The organism is Microbacterium yannicii PS01, assembly GCF_000304335.1.
Lineage (GTDB): Bacteria > Actinomycetota > Actinomycetes > Actinomycetales > Microbacteriaceae > Microbacterium > Microbacterium yannicii_A.
Genome location: NZ_CAJF01000038.1, coordinates 13404 through 34763, shown reverse-complemented (window position 1 = coordinate 34763; position 21360 = coordinate 13404). Strand labels below are relative to the sequence as shown.

The following is a 21360-nucleotide window of genomic DNA, read 5'->3' as shown; positions in this document are numbered from 1 at the left end:
CCGCACCGCCGCTCGCGCCTCCGTGCGCGCGTGAATAAGGAAGGGAGAGTCGCCCGCACCATCGACGGCGACGGCGCCGGCCACGGCGGCCAGCTCGTCGATGGCTGCCGGAGGCGGGGGAGCGGATGCCTCGGCCAGGTCCATCAGCGACCAGTAATCGACTGCGAGACCCTGGCCGGCGGTGAGTGCGTACCCCTGACGTCCGCCGCGCAGGTGAGGGCCGAGCGGCGTCGAGCGCAGCCGCGAGATGTTCGCGCGGAGTGCGGAGCGGACTCCGGGCGTCCTCTCGCCCCAGACCGCGTCGAGCAGCGCGTCGGCCGACTGCACCCGGCCCCTCGCCATCACGAGGGCTGCGAGGAGCGCGCGCACGCGGGGTCCGCCCAGTGCGATCTCGCTGCCATCGGCGCTGGCGGTGACCGTGCCGAGCACGCGCACGTGCACGAGCGGTTGCGGGCCGCCGGGTGCGGAGCCTGCGGGTGCGGGGCCTGCGGGTGCGGGGATCATTGCAGAATCATTGCAGGCACCCTGGGCGCGGGCTAGTGAGGCACTTTCGTTGAGGCTCGGTTCATGCAGCGAATCGAAGAGAAGACGACCACCGTGTCGTTCGATACATCCCTTGGCCGAGTTCACGCCCGTGTGATGGGCGATGGCCCGACCGCCGTGCTGTGGCACGGCATGTTCGTCGACGGGCGGAGCTGGGATCCCGTCATCCCGCGCCTGCGTCAACGCCGCCGGCTCATCGTGCTCGATGCTCCCGGGTATGGGGAATCCGACGAGCTCGCTCGCTTGGCGACGATCGAGGAGTGCGCGGAAGTCGCGGCGCAGATCGTCGCCCAGCTTCCCGGCGCCGGGCCCGTCGACTGGCTCGGCACCGCGTGGGGCGGGCACGTCGGCATGGCCGCGGCCGCTCTGTTTCCGCAGGCGATCCGGTCGCTGGTGGCGATCAGTGCGCCGGTCGAGCCGATCGACCCCGTCTTCCGCATCAAGCTCATCATCGCCGGTGGTGTGCTCGCTCGGCTCGGGCCGATCGCGCACCTGCGGCACGCCGTGCACGACGCGCAGCTGACGAAGGCGCATCAGCGGAACGGCGAGATGACGGCGATCATCGACAGCGCGGTGAACGCAGTGTCGGGTCCCGGCCTGGCGCGGACGGTGACCTCGTTCATCATCAACCGGACGGATGCCACGCACCGGCTCTCGCGGATCGTCGCGCCGACTCTGCTGGTGGCCGGCGATGACCGGGGCGAGTGGTCGCCCGAGATCATGCGGGCCGCGGCGGAGCGCATCCCGAACGCGCGGACGGCGGTGGTGCAGGGGGCGCGGACGTTGGTGCAGGTCGAGCAGCCGGAGGCGACGGCCGCGGCGATCGAGGAGTTCTGGGACACGGTGTGAGGGTGGCGGGCGCTGGCCGCGGGTCGATGTCGCGTGGGGGTGGGGCGGGTCGGGGTGGGGCGGCTGTCGACGCGACGGTGGGTGGGGTGCTGGGGCGTGGCTGCGTTGATGTCGATGCGACGGTGGGTGGGGTGCTGGGGTGTGGCGGCGTTGATGTCGACGCGACGGTGGGTGGAAGGCGGGGTCGCCTCGGCGGGGTCGCTTCGGCTGGGTCGCGTTCTCGCGGGTGGGACGCGGGGTCGCTTCGGCTGGGTCGCAAACCTCGTCACTCCGTGACGAAAGCGGGGGGAGCCGCCGAGTGTCGGCGTTGGCGAGTAAGTTCGCGTGCGACGTCAGCGATGTTCGTCGGGGGTTCCGAGGAGGTGGCGGTCATGGTTGAGGTCGCGCGTGCCGTGATCCGATCCACTGCGTCGGCGTCCCGCTTCTTCGAGCGGTGGTGCGACCTCCCGTCTCATCCAGAGTGGGCGCCGAGTATGGAGTACTTCGCGCTCGATGGGCCCTTCGGACTCGGCGCCACCGGACGTTCACGAGCGGTCGGTGGCGCCGAGACGCGCTTCACCGTCACGGCGATCGGACCGGGATGGGTCTACGCCGACACCACCCAGCTTGATGGAGCGCGACTGACAGTGCGCCACGAGGCGGTGGACGAGGGGACTGGCACAATCGTCACCCTGACGGGGTCGCTGGAGGGCGAGAATGTGACGGCCCTTTCCTCGGAGATCGGACCGGGGTTGCAGCGCGCGCTCGAGCGTGATCTCCGATCGCTCGCCGCGATGCTCGAGGCGGAGGAGCCTGACGGGTCGACCGTGCGGGCTCCCGCTGACGGCGAATCGATCTGACCGTCGACGGCGGATCGCTCTGAATATGGGCCGCGGCGATGCCGGCGGCCAGGGCGCGATCGGTGATGTCGATGAGTTCGACGCTGCCGGCGGGGCGTGCGCTTCCGCGAGGAAGCTGATGGCGGAGTCGGCCGCGATCGATCGCCGTGGTCCGCGGTGCGCCATGACTTATCCACAGAGGGCGACGATATCGACAGAGTGTCGTACCTATGTTCTAATCTGAAGGTATGACCGACGGTGCCTCGCTCAACCCGCCAGACCCTCGGGGTCAAGGCGGAGATCTGAGCGGAGGGGTGCCGGATGACGCCTTCTTGCCGCCGGTTCCCGACACCTTCTCGCCGCCGGTTCCTGACGTCTTCATTCCGCCGGTTCCTGACGCCGTCGAGCTCGTGCTCGAGGCCGCCACTATGGAGGCGGTCTTTGCTGCGCAGCGACACGTGCGTATCGACGCGATGCGGGGGGAGATGCTGGCCGAAGCTGCTGGCCGTGGTGCCGGGGTGACCGACCTCGTGGAGCGGTCGATCCGGTTGGAGTTGGCGTCCGCGATGCGAGTGACCGAGTACGCCGCGGGGCAGATGATCGTGCAAGCTGAGGCGCTGGTTCATCGGTATCCGGCGGCGCTTGAGTCGCTCGCCGGCGGTCGGATGACGCCGAAGCACGCCGAGGTCCTTGTGGAGAAGGTCGACCGGGTCGAGCCGGCGCTTCGTGAAGAGGTCGCCGCGCGCGCGGTGGAGCTCGCTGAGGCCGAGCCGGTGGGCTCCTTCCAGCGTGCTCTGCGGTCGCTGATCCAGACCCTTGAGGCGCCCACCCTCGAGGAGCGATACCAGGCAGCCGTGCAGAACCGGCGGGTCGTGGTCGAAAGCGGGGAAGACGGCATGGGCGTGCTCCTCACTTACGCACCTGAGGTGGAGGTGCGCGCGATCTTCGGGCGGGCCACGGCCTTCGCGAAGGCGATCGCCGCTCAGGAGGGCGAGACCAGAACGCTGGATCAGATCCGCGCCGACGTCATCTGCGACCTCCTCATCGACGGGACGACCGACGCGGTGCCGACGGAGGCGCGGGGTATCCGCGCGTCGGTCGTCGTGACTGTGCCGGTACTGGCGCTGCTCGACGACGAGCTGGCCGAGACCGCGGACCCGCCGGTCGTGGAGGGCATCGGGCCCATCCCGCTGTCTCGCGCCCGCGAGCTGTGCGGCGGCGACGCCTCCTGGATGCGGGTTCTCACCCACCCCGAGACCGGAATGGTGCTCTCGGTCGGTCGAGAGCAGTACCGGCCCCCGGCCGCGCTGCGGAAGCTGACGAAGTGGCGGGCCGATCGATGTATGGGACCCGGATGCTGGATGCCGGCGTCGCGATGCGAGATAGACCATCAGATCCGGTGGGTCGACGGCGGTGAGACATCGCTCGAGAACAACGCCCCCTTCTGCAAGAACCATCATCTGATCAAGGACAACACCGACTGGGTCGTCACCCAGATCGAAGGCAGCGGCGGAGCCGTGGAATGGCGCTCCCCGCGAGGCAGGCGCTACGTCGTGCAGCCGGAACGCCGAGTGCCGGTGTTCACGGTTTCCGTCGAGAAGAACGCCGAAGCCGCGCCGTTCTGAGGCGTTCACCCTCGCGGTTCCGGCGAGCGTGCGCACGATCTCTCTGAAGCTGCGTCCCGGACTCCCGGACTCCCGGACTCCCGGACTTGCAGACTCGCGGGCGTGCGGACTCGCGGGTACCGGGCTCACCGGGTCGTGGGCTTGCGGGGTCGCGGGGTCGCGGGCTTGTGGGGTTGCGGGCTTGCGGGGTCGCGGGCTTGCGGCCTTGCGGCCTTTTGCGGGTCGCGGGCTTGCGGGCTTGCGGACTCGCGGGTACCGGGCTCACGGGGTCGTGGGCTTGCGGGCTTGCGGGCTTGCGGGGTCGCGGCCTTGCGGGCTTGCGGCCTTGCGGGCTTGCGGCTTGCGGGGTCGCGGCCTTGCGGGCTTGCGGCCTTGCGGGCTTGCGGGCTTGCGGGCTTGCGGGCTTGCGGCCTTGCGGCCTTGCGGGCTTACGTCCTCGCGGCCCACGGTCGAGCGAAGAGAGGAGCCGGCTGCTGAGCGGACCGCTCCTTCTCATCGGCGAGCCCGGCCGAGCGTGCCGTTCCTCTTGAACTCAGCCTGCTGTATCGGCTGCGCTCACGCAGGGCTTGAACGAGCCGTCGCGGTCCTCTCTATATGAGCGGATCTATATGAGCGGCAGATCCGCGGCGGCTGCCACAGCGTCCCCATTTGCTTCGCGGATCTCCAGGCGCACAGCATCCTGCCGGAGGACGGCGGCGTTGAGCCGGCAGTGAATCGGAACCGTGGAACCCAACATCTCTCCCGCAGAGAATTCTGTGCCGTCGCTCCCGATGAGAACGACCGAATAGGTGGCGCCCACCTCGAGCCCCGTCGCCTCGAGAATGGTCTCCGTACCCCAAGTGTGAGCCACCAGATCCGCGTCGATCTCGGCCCCCGCAACCTCGTCACGCACATCGATCTCTTCGATCGCCCCGAGCGTCCCCGGCGGACCCGACGGTGGCCCCGTCACCAGCGGAGGGACCGCCAGACCGACACCCACACCGATCGCCAGACACGCGGCGCCGAGCAGCGGCACCAACCACCGTCGAGGACGTCGCCCCGACTGCCGACCGGAGCCAACAGCGGTCAGACGCCGCCGGGGCTCGGCCTGCCCCGAGACGGCGGGGGCATGGGAAGGGAGATCGGTGAGACCGCTCGTGATCCGATCGCGCAGCGCGGAATCCGGTTGCGGAGAAGTCCAGCTGCTCCCGGACTCTTCGACACGACGAGTCAGTTCCCGCATGCTCGCGATCTCGTCATCGATCCACGGATGCATACGCCGCAACTCATCGAGCTCGGCCGCCTCGTCCGAGGTGAGCTCGCCGGCCACCGCGGCGGCGACCAGTTCGGCGATGCGGTCGTCAGAATCGTCCATCTGCTTCCTCCGATGCTTCAAGATGACCGCGCAATGCGCGCAACGCATGGAACGCGCGGGTTCGCAGCGTGGCGATCGGCGTGCCGGTCGTGATCGCGAGTTCCTGATACGTCCGGCCCTCGAGATGCACGGCGACGATGACCTCGCGATGTGCGTCGCTCAACCGGGCGAGACCTTCGATGATCTGCAGGCGATCCAGCGGGTCGGTCTCGCGAGCGGCGCGGTCTTCGAGATGAGCGTCATCGCCGATCTGCGGCATCCGTCTCCGTGCGCGAAGCGCATCTGCGATCACGTTCCGTGCGATCGAGAAGAGCCACGTGCGTTCCGACGCCCGCGCGGGATCGAACCGGTCGCGGGCGCGCCACGCGCGCAGGAACGTCTCCTGCACACAGTCCTCAGCCAAGGGCCGGTCGCGAAGCGCGTTGACCGCGAAACCGAGCAGAGCCGAGCCGTGATCGTCGAAGGCGCGGCCGGCGTCGAAGCTCACGACCTCCCCAGCCGGACGATCCATCACGCTCCCCGAACGCAGCTGCGCGACTCTCCCCATGATCGACACGCTCTCCTCAGGCTAGGCGATCGGCTTGCTCACGCGAGAAGCCGCAAGGAGATACGCCACGATAGCCCCCAGCGTTCACCACGCGAGAAAACTCCCATGGCGATGAACGCAGGCGCGGTCCTCGTCGTACCTCCCTGCAACGGATGCATCCGGCATCCCGTCGAGAGGACGCCATCATGACGAAGAAGACCTCCACGCGCACCCTGCTGATCGGCGCCGTCGCCGGCCTGGGCGTGATCCTGCTTCCCGCCCCCGCGAACGCCGAAACCGAGGTCGACGAGCCGGCCACCTTCACCAGCGCCTTCACGGTCATGGCGACTCCCGACAACGTCGTCAACCCGGAGGGCGTCGCCACCCCCGGTCAGGAGGGCGCCACCGGATCCTTCACGTTCCGGATCAACTCCGACCTCGAGATCATCTGTTACGACATCCGCCTCGAGGGCGTGTCGGGCGACTACCAGAGCCCGGCGAAGACAGCCACCCACATCCACCAGGCGGCGGCCGGCCAGCCCGGACCGCCGCGCATCGCCTTCCCGAACCCGGCGCCCGTCGGCGACGGCCCGCGTACCAGCTCGGGCTGCCTCCAAGGACCCTTCACGACGGGCGTGATGGCGAACGGCGCCGATACCGGTGACGGATTCTCGCTGGCGGCGATCGAAGCGAATCCCGCGGGATTCGCCGCCGACTCGCACACGGTCGACTTCGTCGCCGGCGTCGTGCGCGGCCAGCTGAACCCTGCTCCTGCCGGAGGCGTCGACACCGGTGCGGGTGGGACGGCCGGAACGACGGGGCAGACGGATGCCGCAGCCATCGCGATCGGCGCGGTCGCCGTCGCAGGACTCGCTGCCGGCGCCGGCATCGTCCTTCACCGCCGCCGCCACGCAGACGCGCGATGACAGGACCGCGATGACAGTGCGCTCGATCGTCGCCCGCTCGCAATGACAACGCGATCGCGGCCGCCGCAGCATCCTCGCCTCTGGGGGATGCTGCGGTCCGCGAGCGTTGCGGTCGCGGCGTGCGCTCTTCTCTTGAGCGGGTGCTCGGTCGGGCCGGAACCGGCGCGGGTGGCGGAACCCACCGCCACGACGGATGCCCGCCCCTCTCCGACCGAGAACCTCCGACCGCCCAGCCCGTCGACGCCGGCCCGCGCACTGGAGCCGGTGGCGGTCAGCATCCCGGCGATCGATCTCGCCGTGCCCCTCATCGACCTCAGTCTCACGCCCGACGGCGACATGGAGGTTCCGGCTGACTACGACGAGGTCGGGTGGTTCACCGGCGGAGGCCGGCCCGGCGGCTTGGGCCCGACGGTGATCGCGGGCCACGTCGACTCGCCCACCGGTCCCGCGGTCTTCGTGCACCTCGCCGAGCTGCGCGCCGGGGACCTTGTCGAGGTCACCGACGCGGCCGGGACCGTGTTCCGCTACGTCGTCACCGCGGTCGCGGACTACCCCAAGGCGTCCTTTCCGACCCACGAGGTGTTCGGCGCCGTCGCGGCCGACGAACTGCGGCTGATCACGTGCGGCGGCATCTTCGATCGCGCCGCATCGTCGTACGTCGACAATCGCGTGGTCTACGCGGTTCGCGAGGCGCCGGCCGGCGAGTAGCCAGCGCCGGGAGTGAGTGATCCCGCGCCAGCGGCCGGGCCACGGCATCCGTCGCCCCACAAGACGACGGGCTGCGGCCTGCGTCGTCCCCGTATGGAATGGCGGTTCGCGGCATCGGTAGCTGCGTGCTGACACGGGGAGCAATGTCCGTCGCGACCGCTCTCGACGGCGGGTCGCGGCGACCCCGCCCATCGCACCCGATGGGGCTGCCGCATCCGCAGCCACCTGTGACAGGGTGGGCGCAGCATCCGTCGCCGCCGCTCTCGGTGGCGGGTCGCCGCATCCCTGGCCATCGCATTCATGGCGGGCGTTGCGGCATCCGTCGCCACCGCGCTCGATGGCCGGCTGCAGGCATCCGTCGCCACAGTTCTGCGCGGCCCGTCGCGGCAACCCTGACGCTCGCTCTCAGTGGGGGCTTGCGGCATCCGTCGCTATGTCACTAGAGGGCTGGCCGCAGCAGGGCCACAATGGTCCGCATGTGGGTCGAGGCCCTGCCGACGCCGATCGGCCTGCCGCTCTTCGTCATCGTCTTCGTCGGAGTGTCACTGGCGATCGTCGTCGTCCTGCGCCGCTGGGTACCTCGCGCCACAGCCGGCGACAACGAATGGGACCGCGTCCTCGGCTACGCGATGGCCTCCTACGGAGTGCTGTACGGCGTCACCCTCGCGCTGATCGCCGCCGCCACCTACGAGAACTACCGCCAGGTCGAAGAGATCGTCCTGCACGAGACATCCACGGTCGCCACGCTGTACCGAGACGTCTCGGGATTCCCCGAACCAGAGCAGGCCCAGCTGGAGCTGCTCGTCGTCGACTACACCGACCACGTGATCGCGGTCGACTGGCCCAAGCAGGCCGTCGGGGAAGTCCCCTCCCACACGGTCGAAGAGGTCAGCCAGATCCGCGACATCCTCTTCGCCTTCGAACCCGAGACGCAGGCAGAGGCGGCGGTGCAACTGCAGACGATCCAGGCGTTCAATCAGTTCGTCACCGCACGCGGAGAACGAATCGGCGTCACCGGACTGGCGCTGCCTGGCCTGCTCTGGATCGTGCTCGGCGTCGGTGCCCTTTTGAACGCCGTGCTCATCGGACTGGTCGAGATGCGTCAGCTCCGCCGACACCTCGTCATGGCCGGAATCATCGCCGCCTACGTCGGCATCGTCGTCTTCGCCGTCGCGAGCTTCGACCGCGCCTACACCGGCGCCGTGGCCGTCACACCGGAGTACTTCATCGAACTGCGCGACTGGCTCTTCACCACATCGGAATAGACGGCGGTGGAAAGGGGAGCGAGAATCGACGCGGTTTGGCCGAGGCATCCGGATGACGTAGACTCGATCTTTGGTGTGCGGCTCTGCTGACCCGGCACCACGAACGTGAGCCCTCCACTGGCGCTGTTTCCCCGGCCTTCGGCCAGGAAACCACCCCGGAGTGGGATTCACGAACTTCTCCGTTCGAATCAAGAAAGCAGCACTACTGTGACGCGCACCTACACCCCCAAGGCTGGCGAAACCCAGCGCGAGTGGCTGGTCATCGACGCGAGCGACGTCGTTCTGGGCCGCCTGGCCTCGCACGCCGCCGTTCTCCTTCGTGGCAAGCACAAGCCCACCTTCGCGAACCACATCGACACCGGCGACTTCGTCATCATCATCAACGCCGAGAAGGTCGCCCTCACGGGCCAGAAGCTCGAGCAGAAGAAGGCGTACCGCCACTCGGGCTACCCGGGCGGCCTGAAGTCGGTCACCTACTCGGAGCTCCTCGAGAAGAACCCGGTCCGCGCTGTCGAGAAGGCCGTCCGCGGCATGCTCCCCAAGAACAGCATCGGCCGCCAGCAGCTGTCGAAGCTGAAGGTCTACCGCGGTGCCGAGCACCCGCACGCGGCCCAGCAGCCCAAGACGTACGTTTTCGACCAGGTCGCCCAGTAAGCGCCGTAGAGACTAAGGACACACTCGTGGCGAAGATCGAAGAAACCACCGAATCCAACTACTCGACCGAGACCCCGGTCGACGAGACCGCAGCCGTCGCCGCCGAGCGCCCCGTGCTCTCGGTTCCCGGCGCAGCCGTGGGCCGTCGCAAGCAGGCCATCGCCCGCGTGCGCCTGGTTCCCGGCTCGGGCACCATCACGGTGAACGGCCGCACGTTCGAGGACTACTTCCCGAACAAGCTCCACCAGCAGCTGATCACCGACCCCTTCACGGTGCTCAACCTCACCGACGCGTACGACGTCATCGTCCGCATCTCGGGCGGCGGCCCCTCGGGTCAGGCCGGCGCACTGCGCCTCGGCATCGCCCGTGCGCTGAACCAGATCGACGAAGAGAACAACCGCCCGACCCTCAAGAAGGCCGGCTTCCTCTCGCGCGACGCTCGCGTCATCGAGCGCAAGAAGGCCGGTCTCAAGAAGGCCCGCAAGGCGCCGCAGTACTCGAAGCGCTGATCGGATCTCCTTCCGCATGCCGCTCTTTGGCACGGATGGGGTGAGGGGGCTGGCCAACGGCCCCCTCACCGCCGATCTTGCGCTGTCCCTGGCCCAGGCGACCGCTGTCGTCCTGGGCCAGGGTCGTTCCGCCGAGGCGCGCCGCGCCGCCGGCCGCCGCCTCACGGCGGTCGTCGCACGCGACCCCCGCGTCTCGGGCGAGTTCCTCTCCGCCGCGGTCGAGGCAGGCCTCGCATCGTCGGGCGTCGACGTGTTCGACGCCGGCGTGCTGCCCACTCCCGCAGCGGCGTACCTGATCGCCGACATCGACGCCGACTTCGGCGTGATGGTCTCGGCATCCCACAATCCCGCGCCCGACAACGGCATCAAGATCTTCGCGCGCGGCGGCGTCAAGCTGCCCGACATCGTCGAAGCGCGCATCGAAGCCGCCATCGACGCGCCGAAGCTCCAGCCGACCGGCGGCGCCGTCGGCCGCATCCGCCGCTTCGCCGACGCCGAAGACCGCTACGTCGTGCACCTGCTCGGTTCACTGCCGAACCGCCTGGACGGGCTGCATGTGGTTCTCGACTGCGCGCATGGCGCGGCATCCGGAGTCTCGCCCGAGACGTTCCGCGACGCCGGCGCCCGCGTCACCGTCATCGGGGCCGATCCCGACGGCATCAACATCAACGACGGCGTCGGCTCGACGCACCTCGACGTGCTGTCGAAGAAGGTCGTCGAAGTCGGCGCCGACGTCGGCATCGCCCACGACGGCGACGCCGACCGCTGCCTCGCCGTGGACGCGACCGGAACGGTCGTCGACGGCGACCAGATCATGGCCATCCTGGCCGTGGCGATGAAGGAGCGCGGCGCACTCGCCGACAACACCCTCGTCGCCACCGTCATGAGCAACCTCGGACTGCACCGCGCGATGTCGGATCACGGCATCCACGTCGAGACCACCGCGGTCGGGGACCGCTACGTGCTCGAGCGCATGACCGAGGGCGGCTTCTCGCTCGGCGGCGAGCAGTCCGGCCACGTCATCATGAGCGACTTCGCCACCACTGGCGACGGCGTGCTGACCGGCCTGCACCTCGTGGCCGAGATGGCCCGCACCGGCAAGACCCTCGCCGAGCTCGCGTCGATCATGACCGTCTACCCGCAGGTGCTCATCAATGTGCGCGGCGTCGACCGCACCCGCGTCGGCGACGAGATCGTTCAGGATGCCGTCGCCCGCGCCTCCGCTGAACTCGGGCTCTCGGGGCGCGTGCTCCTGCGCCCGTCGGGCACCGAAGAGATGGTGCGCGTCATGGTCGAGGCGGCGTCCGAGGACGAAGCCCACCGGCACGCCGACGGCCTGGCCGATGTGGTGCGGGAGCGGCTCGCGCTCTAGTCGAGCGTGCGACAGGTTCTTCCCGACGGGATCTGGGTCGCGGGGTGCGGTGCCTTCTCGATGTAGGAGGCCGTTGTGACGTCGGTCGCGGCGCGGCGGACGCTATCGCGGCGGCGCCGGTACGCAACTCCTGAGATACGCGGGTGCGGCAGGAACGTCGCGCCGGATCTCGCGGCGGACGTGGTTGTAGTGCCGCATGCTTCAGGAGTTGCGCACGCCTCGGCCGACCCGGTTGCCTCGGCCCCTTGTCCGAGTGGGTGGATACTGCTCCGGTGCCCTACGGGAGGCATCGGAGGCGGGGAGTTTTCCCCCATGACCGGGACTGACGAGCAGGCGTACGCTGGCGCCGTCCGGGGAAAGGGACGGGGCGGACATGCGGACTTGGGGAACAGCCGGCGCACCACGGGGCGGTGCGTCGGCGCCGCATGTCGAACTCGAACGCGAAGATGACGCCGAGTTCGAACGTGAGGCCGAGCTCGAACGCGAAGAGGCGCTGGCGCGCCTCTTCGGACCGCCGCTCGAGGGGGAGCGGTCTCGGCCCACGGCTCTCGCCGCAGCCAGCGCCGTAGCGATATCGCATCTCGGCGCCACAGCGGCGCAGCTGCCGAGGTCCGCTCCGACCGTCGCCGGGCTCGATGTCGTGGCGCTGCGAAGTCAGGCGGTGCGACCCGCCGTCGACCCTCCGGCCTCTCGCGCGGCAGCCCGCACAGTGACGCGCTCGACGCCGGCGACGGAGCCGTCCGCTGAGGCACCGGCGATGTGGGCGGTCGTCGCTTCGCCGGCACCGCAGGAGGCGCCTGCACGCCCACCGCTCTCCAGCGAGGCCCCTGGGCCCGCCGCTGTCGCACCGCGGCCTCCGAGTGGGATCACTCCGCCCGCCGACGCTGCCCCGCGCGTTCCGAGCGAGATCGCGGGGCCTGCCGACACCGCGCCGCTACTTCCGCGCGAGGCTTCTTCGCCGGCACCGGCAGCGGCTGCCGGTCGTCCGCTCTTGCCGCCCACGATGTCCGCTGCCGAGGCGGCAGCTGCGGTGTCTGCTTCCGCCGCGCAGGTACCGGCGACGAGGTTGAGCACGCCCTCATCTGCCGGTCCGCTAGACCCCCACGTCGCCACCGACTTCGATCGTGTCATCCTTCCCGACCCTCTGCCTGAACCGGCACCGCTGCCGACCGCCGCGACCGTCACGCCGCGCCGCGGGGGTGGAAGCGGCCGATGGTGGGCGGCTGCGGCATCCATCGTCCTCATCTCGGGCATCGTGGTCGCCGGCATCTTCACCGTTCAGTCCGCCCAGGCGCGTGAGCGCCTCGTCGCCGCGACCGCCGCATTGGAGCGGGCCGAAGAGGCTGTCGGGGCGTCGCAGGACGAGTGGGATGCCGCCACCGCCGCCCACGACGCGCTCGCCACGGGCGCGGCACCGGTGACCGACCGCACCGGCGCGGCGCTGGCGGCGCTCGCCGGCATGACCGACGAGCCAGCCCGGCTCGCGGCACAGGAAGCGCTCGACGCGCTCGCCGCGGAGCTGCAGGAATCGCCCGAAGCGGCACCGGCCGCGTACACGCCCGCGCCGGTCGAGGACGCCGACGCCGAGGCGCTCCTGGCAGCGGCCGGGGATGCGGGCGAGCACGGCGAGACGCTCGATGCGGCCGCTGCCGACGTGCGAGCCGACACGACGCTCCTCGAGGAGCGGATGGCGGGACTGCGCGTGGCGCTTCTCGCCCTCGCGGCCACGCTGCCACCGTCGGCCGAGCGGATCGTGGCAGAGAACCCACTGCCCGACGTGCCGGTGCGTGACGCCACGCTCGCTGCGGCGCAGGCCGGCGCGGCGGCGACCGACGAAGCGTCCGCCCTCGCGGGGATGGAGACGTACGCGGCGGCGGTGGCCGCCCTCCGAGCGGAGCAGGCGCGGCTTGCGGAAGAGCAGGCGCGGCAGCGCGAGGCGGCACAGCAGCGGTCTCAGGCGCCGGCTCCGCGCTCGCAGCGACAGCCCGCCACGGAACCCCTCCCTGTTCCGGTGCCCGACCCCGGCCCGGGGCCCGGTCCGGCTCCCGACCCGGACCCTGAGCCGGAACCCGAGCCCGAGCCGGAACCGGAGCCGGAGCCTGAGCCCGAACCGGAACCGGACCCGGACGACTGGTGGGTCTGGCGGCCCTGAAGGCCCAGCCCTCTCTCGCGCCTCACCCCTCGTGGCGTCCGCTGAAGCGCCGACTCCGGGCGCGCGAGCGAGATGAGGAATCGATGAAACGATTAAATCTCCTCTTGCATCCTCGGACGGCAGGGGGGAGGATGGCTCGGGAAAGCGGTTGCCCGACGGTGGGCGACTTTGCTCAACGAGGAGAATCACGTGCGAACATCCCTGCGCAAACTCGTCCCCCTCCCTCTCACGCTGGCTATCGGAGCCTCGCTGCTCGCGTTCGGGCCGGCCGCGGCAGCGGCACCGCCCGAGCCTGAGCTGCGCCCTGTCGAGCAGCTGACGCGGGGCCTCGTCGCCGCACAGACGCCCGAGGGTGTCTTCCTCAGCTGGCGGTTCCTCGGCGACGAGCCCGACGGCCTCTCGTGGAACGTCTACCGCAAGGACGGCGCAGCCGACTTCGCGAAGATCGCCACCGTCGCCCCGCGCGACGTCCAGCCCGAGAGCGCGTACGACACCAACCCGGGCGTCGTGAAAGAGGACGTCACGCCGTCGAACTACACCGACCCCGACGGATCCGTTGCGTCGGTCTACGAGGTGGCCCCGGTCATCGACGGCGTCGAGGGGCAGCGGCAGGGCCAGAGCGTGCCGATGCTGTCGAACCTCGCCGGCCAGCCCGGGCAGGAGAACCGCGGCGCAGCCTACTACATCCCGCTGAAGCCCGCCCCCGCTCCGGTGCCGCTCGCACACTTCACCTACCGCGGCCAGCGGTTCGGCCCCGGCACGAACCTCACCCCCGCCAACATGGTCATCCCCGAGACCGGCGGCCAGCACTGGTACACCGTCGACATGGACCTGCTGCGCGCGTTCCGCGAGCCGCACGACAACAAGACGCCGGTCACCGCCGCGGACCTGACTGCATGGGTCGACAAGCTCAACGCCCACAACCAGGAGTCGTGGCAGCCGACGGCGACGCTCGGCGCCGACGGCGTCATCAGCGACGCCCTGTACGCCGAGCTCGAAGCGAAGTTCATCCAGTACGTCGAGCAGCTCGACAGCGGCACGTCGCTGCCCTATGCGAAGACCGACGCCGGCGCGATCCACACCTCGCAGAGCGCGCCGTACTCGACGCACGACATGACCGTCGGCGACTTCGACGGCGACGGCGAGTACGAGATCGTCGTCAAGTGGCGGAGCACCCAGCAGGACCCGATGTACTCCGAGCCCATCTTCGGCGGCGGCAACACCACCACCGCGCCGGAGTACATCGACGTCTACAAGCAGGACGGCACACTGCTGTTCCGCGTCGACATGGGCTACAACGTCCGGGCGGCCAACGACCACGAGACCACGCTCTTCGCCGAGGACTTCGATGGCGACGGCCGGTCCGAGCTCATGCTGAAGACCGCACTGGGCACTCGCATCGGCAACTGGGACGAAGCATCCCAGTCCGTCGTCTACCCCGAGTCGGGAGTCGTCGGCGGCGAGGACGGCCTCAACGCGACCACCGACAGGTTCAAGGAGTACTTCGCCACCGGTGACGAGCAGGCGCTCGACACGTACTGGTCGCTGCTGAACAGCTTCGCGATCTCGTACCGCAGCCCCACGGTCGGCGGCGGCAACGACGGACCCAACGACCCCGCCCTCAAGCGCTGGATCAAGACGTACCACGTCGGTCCGATCGGACCCGCGAAGGACGACCAGGAGTTCTTCTCGGCCTTCGAATGGGACGCCGAGTCCGGTGGCACGCTGGTCGACAGCGAGCGCTACCCGCACACATACGAGGCCAGCGTCGACGGCGAGAACTGGGCCATGACGCCGGCCACTCAGCGCGGCAACTACTCGTACCTCGCCTTCCCGGGCCCGGGCGCCGGCAGCTCTGCGAGCGACTACAAGGCTCAGATCATGGCCGAGAAGGAGGCCTACTGGCTCGAGAACCCGTGGAAGGCCGCCTCGTACGGCGACGCACAGGGAAACCGCGCCAACCGCTACGTCGGTGTGGTCGCAGCTCTCGACGGGGTCAACAAGTACGCCGTCTCGCAGCGCGGGTACTACCACCGCACGACGCTCGCCGCGTTCAACCTCGTCGACGGGGAGGTCAACCTGCAGGCGACCTTCGACTCGGCCGATGAGCAGTACTGGTCGCTCGGCGGCTCCGCCTACGACTACCAGAACCGCGGCAATCACGACACGAAGTCGGCCGACCTCGACGGCGATGGCTGGGACGAGGTCGTGCTGAAGGCGATGGTCCTCGGCCTCAACGCCGACAAGACCAAGATCCTGCCGAAGGTGCTCAACGGCGACGTCATGCCCACGATCGAGGGGCTCAACAGCGTTCCCCCGGTCGCCGGGCAGTTCCAGTTCGCCACCGACGAGGTACGCGACAACCCGCTGAACGTCTGGGCGCCACTGCGTCACGGCGACCGCGGTGCGCTGCTGCCCGTCGACAAGGAGAACAACATCCGGGAGTGGTCCGGCATGGAGGAGCACCTGCTCGACGACCTGCGCACCGGTCACCACCTCGGCTGGATCCCCGGACCCGCCGGCTACGACCCCATGAAGGGCAAGCGGCTGAACGAGGACGGCGACGTGGTCTACGAGAACTCCCTCATCTACGGCGTCTACGCCGGCAGCGATGACGAGGGAAGCGTCGCGGGCAACTTCTCGAACCGCTGGCCGGGAGCGCAGGCCGGCTCGGCGGGCGCGACGACCGAGGTCCGGAGCATGGTCACGGGAGAGGTTCTGACGACCACCGCGACGGCTCGCGGCATCGGGCAGGGACAGAACGCCATCTGGTTCGGCGGCGGGCTGACGCACATGGCCGTCAACGGCGCCACCGTGAACAGCATCGACGACCAGACGTTCGCGGCGACCCCGTACCTCGCCACCGGCCTCACGTCGACGGGCAACAAGAGCACGCCCACCCTCAAGGGCGACCTGCTCGGCGACTGGCGCGAAGAGCTCGTCCTGCGGGCGAGCGAGAACCGCCTGGCCATCGTCACGACGCTCGCGCCGACGGAGTACGGCATCCGCACGCTGATGCACGACCCGATGTACCGCAACGGCGTGGCCAACAAGAACAACGGCTACGACCAGATGGGGTTCGCGAGCTTCTATCTCGGCGACGAGGCGCAGCTGCCCGAGAAGCGGACCGACATCGTTGTGCCGGCCACGCCTGACCGGACGGCTCCGACCATCACGATCCGGAAGCAGTCGAAGGGCGAGGACGGGGTCTACAGCGTCGTCTTCTTCGAGTTCGCCGACGCGGGCGGACTCGACCGGATCACGCTGAACGGCGTCGAGAAGGACCGGAACGACCGGGACCGTTCGTTCCTGAACTCGGTCAAGCCGGGCAAGTACGGCGCGGTCGTAGGCACGAACGAGCTGAAGGTGTACGACACCGCCGCGAACGTCGCGACCCTGACGTTCGAGCTCAAGGGAAAGAAGTGAGCGCGTAGCGCGATCGACGCAGCTCGCACCACCCACGGCGCTCCGGTCTTCGGACCGGGGCGCCGTTCCCTCGTCGGCGGGCGCGCCGACGCTACAGTGAGGGCATCCGAGAGGAGCCACCGTGGCAGATCCCATCGTCGTCGGACTCACCGAAGCCCCGGCATCCCAGCGCGCACTCGAGTGGGCGGCCAAGCGGGCCGCCGCCCACCGCCTGCCGCTCAAGCTGATCTCCGTCGTCGGCGGAGCAGTCGGCGCGATCGGAGAGGACCGGATCGTCGACAGCGCCGTCGCCGAGGCCCGCGAGCGGGTGCAGGCTGCGGCATCCGCTCTTCCCCGTCTCGGGCTCAAGGTGCTGATGCGGGTCGACCGCGGCAACCCCGTGGCAGTGCTCACGGATGCCTCGGCACGCGCCTCGGCGCTGGTCATCGGAAGCGACTACCACGCGGGGCAGTCCGGGCCGTCGCGTGGCGCGCACGGCATGCGCATCGCCGCCGGCGCACACTGCCCGGTCGTCGTGGTGCCCGACGTGGACGTATCGCGCAGAACCGGCGTCGTCGTGGGAATCGACGGCTCGCCGGTATCGGAGAAGGCGATCGAGTTCGCAGCGGCCGAGGCCGACCGGCTCGGCGAGCCGCTCATCGCGGTCTCGGTGTGGACGCCGATGGAGGTGACCCGCAACATGGGCGTATACCCGGTCGAGTACCTCGACAACCTCGCCGCCCTCACAGCGGAGGGGCAGGCCGTCGCGCTGGGCGGTCTGCACGGACGGTACCCCGATCTCGAGATCGTGCGTCGCGTCGAGCGCGGCTACCCGTCGCAGGTGATCAACGAGATCGCGGCCGGGGCGCGCCTCGCGGTCGTCGGCTCGCACGGGCGCGGGGCGCTCGCGCGGTTCCTGATGGGCTCGATCAGCCACGAGGTGCTCGCACGCGTCGCCACCGTCACTGCCGTCGTGCGCTGACGCCCTCGAGGGTTCGACGCGCAGCCTCGCGAAGGCGGGACTCGCACCACAGGGTGAATCCGCCATACGAGACGACCGCAGCTGCGATGAGCACCAGGAACGCCGGTGTGGACGCGCGGTCCCAGAGCAGATCGCCCCACCTCGCCGCCACCGAGACGACGATCGCCGCGAGGCTGAGCAGCTGCGCCTGGAAGAGAAGGCGGAACGAGGTCCAGCGGGCGTCGACGAGGAGCGCCAGGTTGACGACACCGGTGAGGGTCAGCACCGAGCCCGTCACCTGAGCGGTGAGCGGCGTGAGCTGCCACGCCCACACGTCGGCCGCGGCATCCGGGAACACGAACATGGCCGCGCCCACCAGGAGCGCCGCGCCGCCGATCGACGCGAGGCCGATCCGGGCGATCAGCGGCAGATCGACGTCGACAGCCGCAGGAGTTCGGGGATCCCGCCGATGCTGCGCGACCGCGAGCACCGCGACGACGAACGGAGTCGTGGCATACAGCGTGATCCACGTGAAGAACGAGAGGTTCTGCGAGAACCGGTCCAGATGCAGGAGCGTCGCGGCGAGGAGCGCCCCGGCGAAGACCACCACCGCGGGAAACCCGTGCCGGACGCGGTGCCACTGGTTCGCCCGGACGACACCGATGAAGAACCAGATCCCGCCGACGTATGCCGACGCGAGCACGTACGCCGTCAGCGGCGGGTCGATCGGCCAGGCGAAGAGCTCGCCGGTGCGCGTGGGAAAGGCGAACAGCAGGAAGGCGGCGATCACCAGGAACGGGATGATGGCGATGGCGACCCACCGGGTCGCAGGGAGGACCCGGTCGTCAGGCCCGGACATCGTGCAGAGCCTCGGCGACGGTGAGTGCGGAGCCCTCGGCGATGCCGCGGTCGAGCTCATCCCCGAGGCCGCTCTCGCGAAGCGCGCCGAGCGGGATCATGTAGAACTCGAACGCGCCGGGGTTCAGGATGCCCTTGCGGCGGCGCAGCGCCTGGGCGGCGCCGAGCAGCCTTCCGGCGGCGACGGCGTCGCCCTGGATCGCCTTCAATCCTACGAACGCCTCGAGACCGTACGCGATGCCCTCGTCGTGCCCCAGCGCGAGCGAGCCGTCCAGGCCCGTGGCGAAGTCCTCCCGGCCGCCCTCGAGGTCTCCGCCCATCACCTTCGCCCAGCCTCGGTGGTTCAGCGCGATTCCGACGCCGAGCCGCTCGCCATGCGCACTCGCGAGCGTCAGGCTCTCTTCGTAGCGGCTGAGTGCGGTCGTCATGTCGCCGGTGAGCATGTCGATGCGGCCCAGCATCACGAGCGCCATGGCCTGGCCCCACGCATCGCCGGCTTCGCGGAAGGCGTCCAGGCTGTCGGTCAGCTCGGCGGTCGCCGCGCCGATCTCCGGACCCGTGGGGCGCGCCAGCAGCGCGAGCGCCACCGATACCCCCGCCAGCGCACCGCCGGCCCCATCGCCGGCGCGCCGGAAGAGGTCCCGGCTCTCTCGCACTCCGGGCGCCGTGTCGAATTCGAGGTCTTCCCACAGCCGTATGGCGTTGGCGTAGTACAGCGCGATGGCGCGACTTCGTGGCGAGAGCGGCGTGACGGTCCGGTCCGAGCGAGCCGCGGCATCCAGCACCTCCGTCATCCAGTCGCGGACCAGCCCGAGGTAGCCGCCGATCCACAGGAACAGGTACTGAGACCACGCGTACTCCGCCGCGGCGTCGTGGTCGCCTCGATCCAGAAGGGTGCGCATCACGCCGGCGAGGTTCTCGGACTCCTGCTCCAGGCGGGCCAGCCACTCGAGCTGGTCCTGCCCGCGCAGATGCGTCGCGGCGGTACGGGCGAGGGTGCGGTAGTAGGCGATCCAGGCGTCCGTCGCGGTCTGCCGGCTCACCGAGGCGCCGAGGGTGTGGCCGTACGCGCGCACCAGCGACAGGAGCCGGAACAGCTGCATTCCTCCCCGCGTGCTGCGACTGAGAAGACTCGCATCGACGAGGGATTCGACGGCGGCAAGGGGATCGGGGACGCCGACGGCGCGAAGCACGCTCTCGGCGGCGGCCAGCGTGAAGCTTCCCGAGAACACCGACAGCGCTGCCAGCGCCGCGCGCCCGTCGTCGTCGAGCAGGTCGACGCTCCACTGGATCGTGCGGCTCAGCGCGCGCTGCCGCTCGGGAAGGTCGCGGGCGCCGCTCACCAGCAGCGCGAGAGCCGAGTCCAGCCGCGCCAGAATGTCTCGGGGGGTGAGCGTGCGCACGCGCGCCGCGGCGAGCTCGATGGCGAGCGGCATGCCGTCCAGCGCCCGGCAGATCGCGATCACATCGGCGACGTTCTCGGCTGTCAGCCGGAACGCCGGGTGCGCAGCTTGCGCCCGCTCCACGAAGAGCTCGACCGCCGACAGGCCCGCCGGCGCCGACCCGCTCGAGAGGTCGGCGATGACGGATGCCGCGGCCCCGAGATCTGCGGGCGTCTCCAGCGGAGCGAGATCGAACACCCGCTCGGCCCGCACCCGCAGCGGCGAACGGCTGGTGACCAGGAGCTGCAGCCGCGGAGTGCGGGTGATGAGGCGGACGAGCAGGTCGGCCGCGTCGAGGAGGTGCTCCATGTTGTCCACGACGAGCAGCACGTCGCTGTCGTCGACCGCGGCGACCACCTTGTCTTCGAGCGGCTCGTCGCCGGCGTCGCGCACGCCGAGCGCGCGGGCGAGCGCGGTCACCACGCGGTCGGGCGAGGCGACCGTCTCGAGGAGGGCGAAGCCGACCTGACGACCGTGGCGCGCGGCATCCTGCGCCACTTCGATGGCGAGGCGCGACTTGCCCACGCCTCCGGGCCCGACGATGGACACGATGCGGTTGCGGCCGTCGGCGAGCAGTGCCCGCACCGCGTCGATGTCGGCCTCCCGCCCGACGAGCGAGGTGTACGGCGCCGGGATGTCGGGCATCGACAGCGCCTCGGTGGGGTCGCCGGCGGGCGCGGCACGCCCGGCGTCGAATCGCTCGGCGAGGAGCGTGGCGAGATCGCCCTCGATCAGCGCGGCCAGCTCCTCGGGCGTGGTGAACGACTTGTACGAACTGCGGTCGTCGGAGCGGATGCGGCCGAGCAGCCCGTCGAGACGCTCTTCGCGCTCGGGCGCCGGGTCCTTGATGTAGATGAGACTGGGCAGTCGTGTCGAGAGGCGGTACTCGTCCTCGAGACCCGAGATCTCCTCATCGGGAGCCACCCACCCGTACCGCTCCCAGTAAAGCCCGATGAAGATGTCGCTCTGCGCGAGGTAGGACCGGTAGAGCTCTCGCGGGGGATGCGGTCGCGCACCCAGCTCGAACATGACGGGCGCGAGGTGCATCCGCTCGATCACCTCGCGCGCCGCACGTCGCTCGGGCTCCAGCTCTCTCAGTGTCGAACTGACGAAGACCCGGATGCGCTGGTCGGGAGTGCGGATCGCCGCGGGCGCCTCCATAGTCAGAGTGTGGCCCACCCCCCGCGGAGCGTCCAGAGGTTCCGCTTCTCAAGGAGGAATCGCCAAGGAATAATTTGAGACTTGAGACTCCTAGTACATAGAGTGGGAGGCCGGTGTGCACGACCGGGGGGCTCTGTGCACGCCGTCCGTCGGATCCTTCGGGTGGTTTCGGCGGCCCACAGTGGTGCCGGGTCCTGGGGGGCCCGGCACCACGATGTTTTCCACGCGGCTC

At 70.0% G+C, this 21360-nt stretch carries 17 protein-coding genes; 12 read left to right on the top strand and 5 right to left on the bottom strand.

Annotated features, from left to right (window positions below; translation table 11 throughout):
- The coding region (locus tag WYM_RS16890; RefSeq protein ID WP_026059892.1) for an AfsR/SARP family transcriptional regulator at positions 1-504 on the bottom strand (504 nt) is incomplete at its 3' end.
- 63 nt (positions 505-567) lie between these two features.
- On the opposite strand from WYM_RS16890, the gene WYM_RS16885 reads away from it, so the two are divergent.
- From WYM_RS16885 to WYM_RS16875, 3 genes are all read left to right on the top strand, one after another.
- Complete coding sequence (locus tag WYM_RS16885; protein ID WP_019182028.1) at positions 568-1392, top strand: alpha/beta fold hydrolase; 825 nt, start codon at positions 568-570, stop codon at positions 1390-1392.
- Positions 1393-1763: 371 nt separating this feature from the next.
- Positions 1764-2231: an SRPBCC family protein gene (locus WYM_RS21265; protein ID WP_157525320.1), complete on the top strand. Its 468-nt coding sequence runs from the start codon at positions 1764-1766 to the stop codon at positions 2229-2231.
- 227 nt (positions 2232-2458) lie between these two features.
- Positions 2459-3835, top strand: a complete 1377-nt coding sequence (locus tag WYM_RS16875) for an HNH endonuclease signature motif containing protein (protein WP_083866269.1) — start codon at positions 2459-2461, stop codon at positions 3833-3835.
- 604 nt (positions 3836-4439) lie between these two features.
- Here WYM_RS16875 and WYM_RS21260 read toward each other — a convergent pair.
- Both WYM_RS21260 and WYM_RS16865 read right to left on the bottom strand, forming a co-directional pair.
- Positions 4440-5237, bottom strand: coding sequence for a hypothetical protein (locus tag WYM_RS21260; protein ID WP_157525318.1), 798 nt, complete (start codon positions 5235-5237; stop codon positions 4440-4442).
- Positions 5176-5700, bottom strand: a complete 525-nt coding sequence (locus WYM_RS16865; protein WP_237739447.1) for a sigma-70 family RNA polymerase sigma factor — start codon at positions 5698-5700, stop codon at positions 5176-5178. Before WYM_RS16865 ends, WYM_RS21260 begins: the two co-directional genes overlap by 62 nt.
- Positions 5701-5921: 221 nt before the next feature.
- On the opposite strand from WYM_RS16865, the gene WYM_RS16860 reads away from it, so the two are divergent.
- The 9 genes from WYM_RS16860 (at position 5922) to WYM_RS16815 (ending at position 17688) form a co-directional block, all read left to right on the top strand.
- Positions 5922-6641: a CHRD domain-containing protein gene (locus tag WYM_RS16860; protein ID WP_019182023.1), complete on the top strand. Its 720-nt coding sequence runs from the start codon at positions 5922-5924 to the stop codon at positions 6639-6641.
- A gap of 168 nt (positions 6642-6809) precedes the next feature.
- Positions 6810-7349, top strand: a complete 540-nt coding sequence (locus tag WYM_RS16855; RefSeq protein WP_019182022.1) for a class F sortase — start codon at positions 6810-6812, stop codon at positions 7347-7349.
- Between the two features lie 476 nt (positions 7350-7825).
- Positions 7826-8614: a DUF4239 domain-containing protein gene (locus WYM_RS16850; protein ID WP_192813767.1), complete on the top strand. Its 789-nt coding sequence runs from the start codon at positions 7826-7828 to the stop codon at positions 8612-8614.
- 207 nt (positions 8615-8821) lie between these two features.
- Positions 8822-9268: a 50S ribosomal protein L13 gene (gene rplM / locus WYM_RS16845; RefSeq protein ID WP_019182020.1), complete on the top strand. Its 447-nt coding sequence runs from the start codon at positions 8822-8824 to the stop codon at positions 9266-9268.
- A gap of 26 nt (positions 9269-9294) precedes the next feature.
- Positions 9295-9777, top strand: coding sequence for a 30S ribosomal protein S9 (rpsI, locus tag WYM_RS16840; protein WP_019182019.1), 483 nt, complete (start codon positions 9295-9297; stop codon positions 9775-9777).
- A 16-nt stretch (positions 9778-9793) separates the two neighbouring features.
- The gene (gene glmM / locus WYM_RS16835) at positions 9794-11149 is read left to right on the top strand and encodes a phosphoglucosamine mutase (protein WP_026059890.1); all 1356 of its coding nucleotides are present in this window, start codon (positions 9794-9796) and stop codon (positions 11147-11149) included.
- 1003 nt (positions 11150-12152) lie between these two features.
- The gene (locus tag WYM_RS21860) at positions 12153-13301 is read left to right on the top strand and encodes a hypothetical protein (protein ID WP_157525314.1); all 1149 of its coding nucleotides are present in this window, start codon (positions 12153-12155) and stop codon (positions 13299-13301) included.
- A gap of 189 nt (positions 13302-13490) precedes the next feature.
- A complete protein-coding gene (locus tag WYM_RS22085) occupies positions 13491-16727 on the top strand; it encodes a hypothetical protein (RefSeq protein WP_019182015.1) in 3237 nt (1078 codons plus the stop codon).
- Between the two features lie 121 nt (positions 16728-16848).
- Positions 16849-17688 (top strand): universal stress protein, encoded by an 840-nt coding sequence (locus tag WYM_RS16815; RefSeq protein ID WP_019182014.1) that lies wholly within the window; start codon positions 16849-16851, stop codon positions 17686-17688.
- Here the strand turns inward: WYM_RS16815 and WYM_RS20650 are convergent.
- Positions 17669-18526: a hypothetical protein gene (locus WYM_RS20650; protein WP_019182013.1), complete on the bottom strand. Its 858-nt coding sequence runs from the start codon at positions 18524-18526 to the stop codon at positions 17669-17671. The two genes, WYM_RS16815 and WYM_RS20650, sit on opposite strands and share 20 nt — an antisense overlap.
- Positions 18513-21128: a DUF4062 domain-containing protein gene (locus WYM_RS16805; RefSeq protein ID WP_019182012.1), complete on the bottom strand. Its 2616-nt coding sequence runs from the start codon at positions 21126-21128 to the stop codon at positions 18513-18515. The genes WYM_RS20650 and WYM_RS16805 overlap by 14 nt, the downstream gene beginning before the upstream one ends.
- Between the last annotated feature and the right edge of the window lie 232 nt (positions 21129-21360).